This is a genomic window from Rhizobium sp. TBD182, from assembly GCF_001950375.1.
Taxonomy (GTDB): Bacteria; Pseudomonadota; Alphaproteobacteria; order Rhizobiales; family Rhizobiaceae; genus Agrobacterium; species Agrobacterium tumefaciens.
Map to the genome: position 1 here is coordinate 279047 of NZ_BDLN01000006.1, position 9169 is coordinate 288215.

At 59.6% G+C, this 9169-nt stretch carries 7 protein-coding genes and 1 pseudogene; 1 reads left to right on the forward strand and 7 read right to left on the reverse strand.

Annotated features, from left to right (window positions below):
- Positions 1-11 precede the first annotated feature (11 nt).
- A pseudogene (locus tag T18_RS19010) lies at positions 12-683 on the reverse strand (tyrosine-type recombinase/integrase).
- A gap of 711 nt (positions 684-1394) precedes the next feature.
- Here T18_RS19010 and T18_RS19015 point away from each other — a divergent pair.
- On the forward strand, positions 1395-2498 hold the full coding sequence (locus tag T18_RS19015; RefSeq protein WP_038493454.1) for a hypothetical protein: 1104 nt from the start codon (positions 1395-1397) through the stop codon (positions 2496-2498).
- A gap of 31 nt (positions 2499-2529) precedes the next feature.
- Here the strand turns inward: T18_RS19015 and T18_RS19020 are convergent, their stop codons facing one another.
- From T18_RS19020 to T18_RS19045, 6 genes are all read right to left on the reverse strand, one after another.
- Complete coding sequence (locus T18_RS19020; RefSeq protein WP_038493451.1) at positions 2530-3846, reverse strand: ATP-binding protein; 1317 nt, start codon at positions 3844-3846, stop codon at positions 2530-2532.
- Positions 3843-4583, reverse strand: coding sequence for a response regulator (locus T18_RS19025; RefSeq protein ID WP_003508322.1), 741 nt, complete (start codon positions 4581-4583; stop codon positions 3843-3845). The genes T18_RS19020 and T18_RS19025 overlap by 4 nt, the downstream gene beginning before the upstream one ends.
- A gap of 95 nt (positions 4584-4678) precedes the next feature.
- Positions 4679-5725: an alpha/beta fold hydrolase gene (locus T18_RS19030; protein ID WP_038493446.1), complete on the reverse strand. Its 1047-nt coding sequence runs from the start codon at positions 5723-5725 to the stop codon at positions 4679-4681.
- Positions 5726-5926: 201 nt separating this feature from the next.
- Positions 5927-6685, reverse strand: a complete 759-nt coding sequence (locus tag T18_RS19035) for an alpha/beta hydrolase (RefSeq protein ID WP_038493443.1) — start codon at positions 6683-6685, stop codon at positions 5927-5929.
- A gap of 46 nt (positions 6686-6731) precedes the next feature.
- Positions 6732-8486, reverse strand: a complete 1755-nt coding sequence (locus tag T18_RS19040) for a cytochrome c biogenesis protein DipZ (protein ID WP_038495729.1) — start codon at positions 8484-8486, stop codon at positions 6732-6734.
- Between the two features lie 183 nt (positions 8487-8669).
- Positions 8670-9167 carry a cytochrome P460 family protein gene (locus T18_RS19045; RefSeq protein ID WP_075807770.1) on the reverse strand — a complete coding sequence of 166 codons (498 nt, stop codon included), beginning with the start codon at positions 9165-9167 and terminating at the stop codon, positions 8670-8672.
- Positions 9168-9169: the final 2 nt, after the last annotated feature.

Below are 9169 nucleotides of genomic sequence, written 5' to 3' on the forward strand. Positions count from 1 at the left end.
TGAGACCCGATCTACAACAATCGGGCCGCTCGCCTGCTTCTCCGTGTAGCACTGTTATAATAGCTGGATGCTTGCTGGACGGATCGGTGGCGTGATTGCTACATGGCTTCTGGCAGGGGAATTCCGCGGTTGGCAGCCTCGGTCAGATAACCGGACCGCAGGCCGTGCTCCGAAAACTCAGCTGCATCCAATCCCGCCATCTCCGCCCGCTGTTTGATGATCGCATTGACCGACTGCGGATCGAGCGCGCGCTTCGACACGGTCCCCCATCGCCCGACCCCGTCGACGGCGCGTGCGGGCCAACGGATTTCAGAAAGCCCGACGCCGGAGGTTTTCATCGACCGCAGCTGGCATGCCGTGGTCGGGACCTGTTGCGCGTTTTTCCGGGTCCCAGAGGTGATGGCGACAAATTTCAGCAGTAGTGCTTCCGGTGCAGGCCAGGGAAGAGAATTGCCAGTGATCGCCAGCCCCCAGGCTTCAAGATAGGCAAGATCGGAGATCAGTGCCCGCAACGTGTTGTCGCCCATTCCATGGTTGACGAGATGGCGCAGCGTCTCGACGTCCTGATCAGTCAACAGCTCGGCGAGCTAGTCGCGACGTTCGAGCGGCAGGACGGACGCGATGGTGTCGAGTTCTTCGGCGCGCCGCTCGACGGAGGTTTGTGATGTCGTCGCTTTAGTCACGAGAGGCTCCAGAATCACGGGTTTCGCCGGTCGCTGGGACCGTGATTTGCCCCGATCTGCACGCTGTGAGAATGCTGAGACAGGTTGGCCATGGCCAACTCTCAACCAATTAGCCGAGCCGGGTTGGTAAGCAGTAACCCACAGGCAGTATGAACGGGGAACTATGTCCGACACGGTGACGGCAAAGAACCGTAAGTAAAGTCGATCTTATCATTAGCGTTTGGAACGAGGTCACTTGGATTTCACTGCAAATCTTTGTCGTGTCGAGCGCGGGCTGGTTTCCGGGAGATCGCGGCCGCTCATCCGGATCGACATTCGGTCACTTGAACTGCTCTTCGACGCGACGGGTAGAAATCGCTCCGGCCTCGCACTGGGGGAGGTCGAAGATTCGCGGTGAAATCCAAGATGACATCGAGCGCCTCCAGCGGAATACTTCCTCTTTGTCGTCCCCAGCGATTTTGAAAGTCCATAAATTGGGTCGCTGCCTCAGCACCGCGCTGCGGCATAGAAGCCCGATTATTGCAGCCGTTCTCGTGTAGGCGTTTTGCTCGCAGATATTGTGGTCCAAGCACGTCCGTGGTCGCATATAAATCGGTTTTAAACCTGCGGGAACCCGGATGATCGCGGCTCATTACACCTTTTAGATGAATTGCGGCCTAACATCCAGAGTAGTAGTTTTGCCGTCATTCGAACTCATTTGGAGGACTCAAAATGACTCGATGGCTTTTTCTTTTGGTGTCACTGCTTCTTGGCTTCTCCGTCTTATCGAGTCCTGCTTCGGCCAACAATTGTGGAGAAGTCCTAGTTGATGGCACTAAACAGGTGTCTCAATACAGATACGGAATGTTTTTTCAGCAAATCTTGGCCGCGGAATATACCAGAAAGTCTAGCGCGGAAATTGCCCGAGACCTTGCCGCCAGTGGAGGCTTTGGCTACGGAGGTTTCTCTCTCACCGGCAGCAATGACGAAAAGGATTTTCAACGGTATATCGACGAGATTGGCTCAAAATTGAACATTTCAACCATCGTCAAGAACGAAAGTTCAATTCTGTTAGCCTCGGGCGACAAGGAAATTTTGAAAAGATGGGCTGAATGTGTAAGGAATGGCGGCTTCACAGCGCGGTTTGAAGTCTACGATGTTGATGATGCCGCCCTTATTTTGGAGTGGCATACATATCCGGTTAAGAAGGGCGTAGACACTAGTACGGCGCTTACCGAAGACATCACAATCCCCAAAGGTATTAATGTGACAAGTGGGGATTCATGCAGGAAGAAGGGGACTGTGTTCGAGTCTGGAAAGACTTGCACGATCACGGTCACGCTTCCGAACGGCGCAACGGACTGGCTTGTATCCGTTAACGTAGAGCACGGTTCGGCTCAAGCTTATCTACCAAAACGTCAGGTGCTGCAGCCAGAGGAGGAGACTTGGGCGCCTCGCCCAGGCACGAATGAGGTAGCAATGGTCGGAGTGTATTCCTATGATACTAGCACGGACAGCCCGACAGTCTGTGCGGATCCTAAGAGTGGTTGGGCTTTCCTGTTATCGACTGTGCAAGCGACACCATGGTATCGAACGGGAAGGTCAGATCCCAGTGGATGCAAGGCCATCGTGGATCCTAAGCTTCACAATCACGTCTGCTGGAGGTCGTCAATGAGAGTGACGGCTGCGAGCGATAATAGCTGCTATGCGACTCTCCACGGGAAGCTCATTCGCTGGAACGTCGTTGATGGTATGGCGCACACACCGTCTGGCGAAGTGCTTACTTCAGCTAAGGCCCAAGCCGTCGTTATTCCGGAGCCAGTGGTGATCAAATGATAAGGGATACTATCGTTGACCTGCGCCCCTCTCAGGCAAAAGCCACCTCAGCTGCAAGCCCGCCGCCCTGCCTGTTATAGAGGCGCACCGAGCCGCCAATTGTTCCGGCGAGCTGCTGCGCGATCGCAAGTCCGAGTCCTGTTCCGCCGGTGTCGCGGTTTCTCGATGTTTCGATCCGGAAAAAGGGCTGCATGGCATTTTGCAGCATCTCGTCGGGGATGCCCGGCCCACGATCGAGCACCGTGATGACTACGGTGCCTTCAGTGCGCCGGTCGACCTTGATTTCCGCAATGCCCCCGAATTTGAGTGCGTTATCTATCAAGTTCGTCAGGATTCTTCGCAGGGCATGTGGCTTTGTCGACACTGTGCCGCGCACCATACCGTCAACCGTGACTGCTTTTCCTGTATCCTGATAGTCGTAGGCTATGCTGTCGATGAAAGAGGCCAGATCGATACGTGAGGATTTCTCGCCATTGCCATGAGCGCTGCGTGCATAAGCGATACCATCCTGTACTAGACGTTCGATTTCACGCAAGTCACTGACCAGCTTTTCCTTTTCCGGCGTATCGTCTGCCATGTCGGCCCGCAACCGCATCCGGGTGATGGGCGTCTGCAGGTCGTGCGAAATCGCCGCGAGAATCTGGACCCGCTCCTCGAGATATTGGGCGACGCGATCGCGCATCGCGTTGAAGGCGCGGGCGGCGTGGACAACTTCGCTTGGACCGCTCTCACTCATCGGCAACCCCTTTTCCCCCGGATCCAACGCTTCGGCTGCCGAAGCCAGCGCGCTGAGCGGTCTGGTCGTCTGTCGCACTGCAAACCAGGTGCACAGAAGAAGAAGCGCCATCTGCGCGGCGAAGACATAAGGCAGCCACTCCGCCAGCGGCATCACGCCGCGCGGTGTCACGTCGATTGTCAGGGGCGAGCCGTCCGATAGCGCCAGATGCGCCTGAAGCCGCTTGCCGTCGCCGGGAATGGACTCGACCTTGACGGGGAAACGGTGTCCTGCGGCCTCCTCGATCCTCTGCGCAATTTCGGCGCCGCGGCCAGACATGTCGGAAACACCTGGAACACCCGGGCCGAGGACGAGCTGATAATTGCTGCGGCTCAGGCGATGGACCCATTGCGCCCGCTCTTCCGCAGGCAGGCGGTCGATTATGGCGATCGATACAGCCAGATCCTGCTCAAGAGTGCCGAGCATGACCGCCTTTGCCGACATATATCGTTCGGCAAAGAGGATGCTGAACGACAGACCGTAGGCAATGGCGAGGCCCGCAAACAGGATGATGAAAAGTCTGGACCGCAACGAGCGCGGCCACCATCCGCCGAGCAGGCGTGGGCCGTTCATATCCTCGGCTCCGAAATCTCCACGGGCACCGCAAAGACATAGCCTTCCGCCCGCACCGTCTTGATGTAGACGGGTTCGCGCGCGTCATCCCCCAGCCTTTGGCGCACGCGGCTCACGAGAAGATCGATCGACCGGTCGAAAAGTTCGGCATCACGGCCCTGAGTGAGATTTAACAGCTGGTCCCGGTTGAGGACGCGCTGGGGATGATCGATGAAGACCCTGAGGAGCCGGTATTCAGCGCCGCTCAAGGCCACGGTCGTGCCTTCCCTGTCGAGCAGGTGACGGCCCACCGTGTCGAGGCGCCACTCACCAAAGGTCAGGAGCTGCCCGGCCTCGCTGATCTGCAGATTGGGAGGCAGCATCCGCGTGCGGCGCAGGATGGCTTTGATCCGCGCAAGAAGTTCGCGGGCAGCGAAGGGCTTCGACAGATAGTCGTCGGCGCCCATTTCGAGCCCGATAATGCGATCCATCTCGTCATCGCGGGCCGTCAGCATCAGCACCGGCGTGGCTTTGTGTTTCCCCGCCCGCAGCTCTCGGCATAAAACTAGCCCGTCATCGCCAGGCATCATCACGTCGAGCACGATGAGATCGACGGTATTGCCGTCGAGAAAACTTCTCATCTGCCGTCCATCGGCCGCCACGCTCGTACGTAGGCCGTTCTTCTTCAGGTAGCTGGAGACCAGCTCCCGGATTTCCCTGTCGTCGTCCACGACGAGGATATGGTCGATATGGTCCATTGGATGCCTTCGTCGTCCGGACGGTTCGAGTGGCCCGCTACCGCGCGCCCCGCTGTCACATGCAGTAAGACAACGGTTCGCGGGCTTCGGCAAGTTTAAAGCTTTGCGACGTCCAGAACAGCCCTGGCAAAAGCCTCTGGCGCTTCCTGAGGCAGGTTATGGCCGATGCCGCCGCTGATGTTGCGATGCTGGTACTTGCCGGAAAACTTCGATGCATAGGCGGAAGGGTCCGGATGCGGAGCACCGTTGGCGTCGCCTTCCAAGGTTACCGTCGGCACGGTGATGACGGGAAGTTTCGCAAGCTGGCGCTCGTAATTATCGTACTTGGCTTCCCCGTCGGCCAGCGCAAGCCGCCAGCGATAGTTATGGATGGTGATGGCCACATGGTCGGGATTGTCGAATGCGGGGGCCGAACGATTGAAGGTCTCGTCACTGAATTTCCAGGTCGGAGATGCCGTCTGCCAGATCAGGCGCACGAAGTCGCGGGTGTTCGCTGCGTAACCCGCACGGCCGCGTTCCGTCGCGAAATAGAACTGATACCACCACGAAAGTTCCGCCTTGGGCGGAAGTGGCTTTCTATTGATTTCCTGACTGCCGATGAGATAGCCGCTGACCGACACGAGCCCGCTGCAACGCTCGGGCCAGAGTGCGGCCATGATGTCGGCGGTGCGAGCGCCCCAGTCATAACCGGCCACGACGGCCTGTTTGACGCCGAGTGCGTCGAGAAAGGCAATCATGTCGACCGCAAGCGCCGCCTGCTGTCCGTTGCGTGCCGTGTCGTCCGAGAGAAAACGGGTCGTGCCATATCCGCGCAGATAGGGGATGAGTACCCGATATCCAGCCGATGCAAGGATGGGCGCGACATCAACATAGCTGTAGATGTCATAAGGCCATCCGTGCAGCAGCAGCACGACCGGACCGTCTGCGGGGCCGGCTTCTGCGTAACCGACGCTGAGTACACCCGCTTCAACCTGCTTAAGGGCGCCAAAGGAGGTCGCTCCGTCGCGTCCGGTTGACGGCTGAGGCGCAGGCGCTTCGCCCTTGGCATGAGCAAGGCCTGTGGCCCCGAATTCGACGGCGGCAACCGTCATTGCGGCAATGCCGAAGAAGCGGCGGCGCTGGAAATTGATCTCGGAAGTCATTTGCTGTCTCTCCTGTCCGTGTTGGATGCCGGACAGGTAACGGGGTGCGTGTATCGTCGATGTGTCCCGAGGGAGGCGAATGTGAATGGTTTTGTAGCAGGGTGCATTCCGGATACAGACTGATACATTTGGCTCGCCCTTCCAACGCAATCAGCCGCCCCGACATCCGGGGCGGCTGCATTTGATCTTACGGAGGTGCGCTTACTTTGAGGATTGCCGGGCGGCCTGTTCGATGACGTCTGCAACCTTATCGGGCTGGGAGGCAAAGACCGCATGGCTTGCCGCAATCTCGGTCACCGCACTGCCGGCGCGCTTGGCCATGTCACGCTCGAGATCGGGGTTGATTGACCGGTCCTGCGTTGCGACAATCGACCAGCTTTTTTTGGTTTTCCAGGCGGGTTCGCCGGCCTTGGCGGCAAAGGCGGCCTTGGCGGCGAAGACCTGACTGCTTGCCATGAAGGCCGCGTCCTCACGTGGCAGATCGCCGGCGAAATCTTGTCCAAAGACGGCGGGATCGAGATAAAGGAACGCGCCATCCTTCGTCGGCTTGATGCCGTTGCCGGCCGGCGGTCTGGAGCCGGCGAGGTCGAGAAGGCTCTCTCCCTTCTCCGGCTGGAAGGCCGCGACATAGACCAGCCCGGCCGCATCCGGCCGGTTACCCGCTTCCGAGATCACCATGCCGCCGTAGCTGTGCCCGACGAGCAGGCTCGGGCCCTGCTGGAGATCGAGGACACGGTTGGTGGCCGCCACGTCATCGACAAGAGAGGTGATAGGCTCCTGCACGATCGTGACGTTGAAACCGCGACTTTGAAGGATCTCTGTCGTCCGGCGCCAGGACGAACCATCGGCCAGCGCGCCATGGACTATGACGATATTCTTCACCTCTGCCGCATGTGCGGCAAAAGCGATCAGTGCGGTTGCGATGGCAATCGCGAATTTTGGCATGAGACGACGGTGCATCATGTTTTTCCTCTGGTTTAATGTGAAAGGGAAGGAAAATGCAGGTTCAGCCGAACGTGAAGGCATAGGCCTGCACGCCGGGGTCGAGGAAGCGGATGGCAAAGGTTCTCGCTTGGACGGTGCCGGACTGGCGGACGAGCTGGTAAAGACGGGTTGAGGTAACAACGCCGTTGCCCTCGGCATCCGTGTCGGCGCCGTGATCTGCGCCCGGCCGATGCCCGTCGATGGTGACCTGGAAACGAACCGGTTTTCCGGCGCTTGCCGGCCCAAGGACCAGATGCAGGTCACGGGCGCTGAAACGGTAGGTGATGCCACCATCAGCCGCATCAAGTGTCGCCGCTTCCGCGCCAACCGTCCAGGTACCGGAAAGTCCCCATTCGTTGAGAGAAGGCGTCGTGACGGAATAGTCGCGCGGCGTGTCCGCGCGCACCGCCTCGTTAGATGCAAAATTCTCAGCCTGTCGGTAGCCGATATAGGTTTCGCCGGAGCGCATATGCCCGATATCCGCACCGGCTTCAGCCCCTGTCGCCTCCGGGCTCACCGGCGCGCTGGCGGAGGTGCTGCTGCCGGATTCACGCAGCAGGTCCTGGATCGCCTCTTCCGTCTGCCGGTAGTTGCCCTCGCCGAAATGGTGGTAGCGAACCTGGCCCTTGGCATCGATCAGGTAATGCGCCGGCCAGTAGCTGTTATCGAAGGCGCGCCAGATCTTGTAATCATTATCGATTGCCACCGGGTAATCGATCTTGAAGCCGGCGACGGCCTGCCTGACATTGTCGATTTTCTTTTCAAAGGCGAATTCGGGGGCGTGGACACCGATGACGACGAGGCCCTGGTCCCGGTATTTGTCTGCCCAGGCCCGCACATAGGGAATGGTGCGGATGCAGTTGATGCAGGAATAGGTCCAGAAGTCGACGAGGACGACCTTGCCACGCAATTGTTCGCGCGTGAGCGGTGGGGAATTGAGCCACTCGACGGCGCCATCGAGCGATGGAGCCTTGCCCTCAACCGGCAGCTCTGACCGGGCCGCAGCAGCGCTGGCGCTGGCGCCTGCCGCGGTCGCCGCTTCAGGCGCTCTGGCGGTGTGGAGCCGATCGAGCACCTGCTGTTCGAAGGATGCCGTGCTCGCATAGGAAATCTGCGACAGGAAACCCGTATCCAGACCGAGCGCGATGACCGTAACGCCGGCAAGCACCGCCGCGCCAAGCGCCTGGCGGATCCGCTCGCTGAAACCCAGAGACCTCTTCATACCCGCAAATACCCGGCCGCCGATGAGGATGGCAACGGCAAGGGAGGTAGCAGCCCCGGCGGCATAGGCGGCAAGCAGCAGGCTCGTTTCCAGATTGGCCCCCTTCAGGGCCGCCCCCGTCAGGACAAGCCCGAGGATTGGTCCCGCGCAGGGTGCCCATAAAAGGCCGGTGGCGATGCCGAGTATCAGCGAGCCCGCAATCGTCGGTACTGACCCGGGCTTGCCGGCGGCGTTGGCGAGCCGGTTACCGAGTTCAACGACCGGGCGGGTGATGATGCTGGCCGCGCGGGGCGAAATCAGGCCGACACCGAAGATCGCAAGCAACACAAGAGCGGCGAGCCGGCCATATTCATTGGCGCTGATTGCCCAGCTACCGCCCACCGCCGCCAGCGTCGCGACGGCGCAAAAGGTTGCCGCCATTCCCGTAAGCAGGGGCAGCGTGCTGCGCAGGAAGGGTTGCCCCGCCCGCGCAAAAACGAAGGGAAGGATGGGCAGGATACAGGGGCTGAGAATTGTCAGCGCCCCTCCGAGATAGGCAATGACCAGAAACGTCATCATCTTGTCCTTTCAGGCAGGAGTTCGGGGTTCCGGGCGGCGAAGGCGACCCGGCGATGGCACCAATTTCCCGGCCTCACGTATCCCTGATGTGTCCGGCCTTCGGTGAATTTGTAATCGAGTGTAGAGGCCGCCTTTCCGCGAACAGTCGCGAAAGCGAAATCGCCCAAGCCCCGGAATCGGTTACGGTGCATATCGCGTGAAGACGAAATCATGGTCCTTGACGTTGCCCTCGTGGCAGGAGAGGCACGTCTCATGCTGAGCGGCGTCCACCGGCTTGCCGTTGACAAACCGCCCGAAGCCCCAGCCGTGGCTGGCGGCATATTTCCCGGAGTCCTTCACCATCACCTGCACGGTGGTTGCCGCGCCCGGAACAGTGGCCGGCGGAAACTCCGTGGATTGCTGCCGCTTATAGGCGAGCTTCACCAGTATCGAGCCGTCGGGAAAGGGCAGGGTTCCGCTCTTGTAGGCGTCGACGGCGATATCGTTTGCCAGAACCGCGCGAAGCTCGTCCAGCGGCGGCGCTTCCTGCGCGGGCGCGATGAACTTCCAGTCACGATATCCTTCAGGAAGCGTGACGCCATAGATGGGAGAGGCAAGTTCCGGCGGCGTGTCCGCTGAGCTCGAATAAACGGTTCCAAAACCTGCTGCCGCACCCGATAGGGCGACGGCGAAGAAAATTT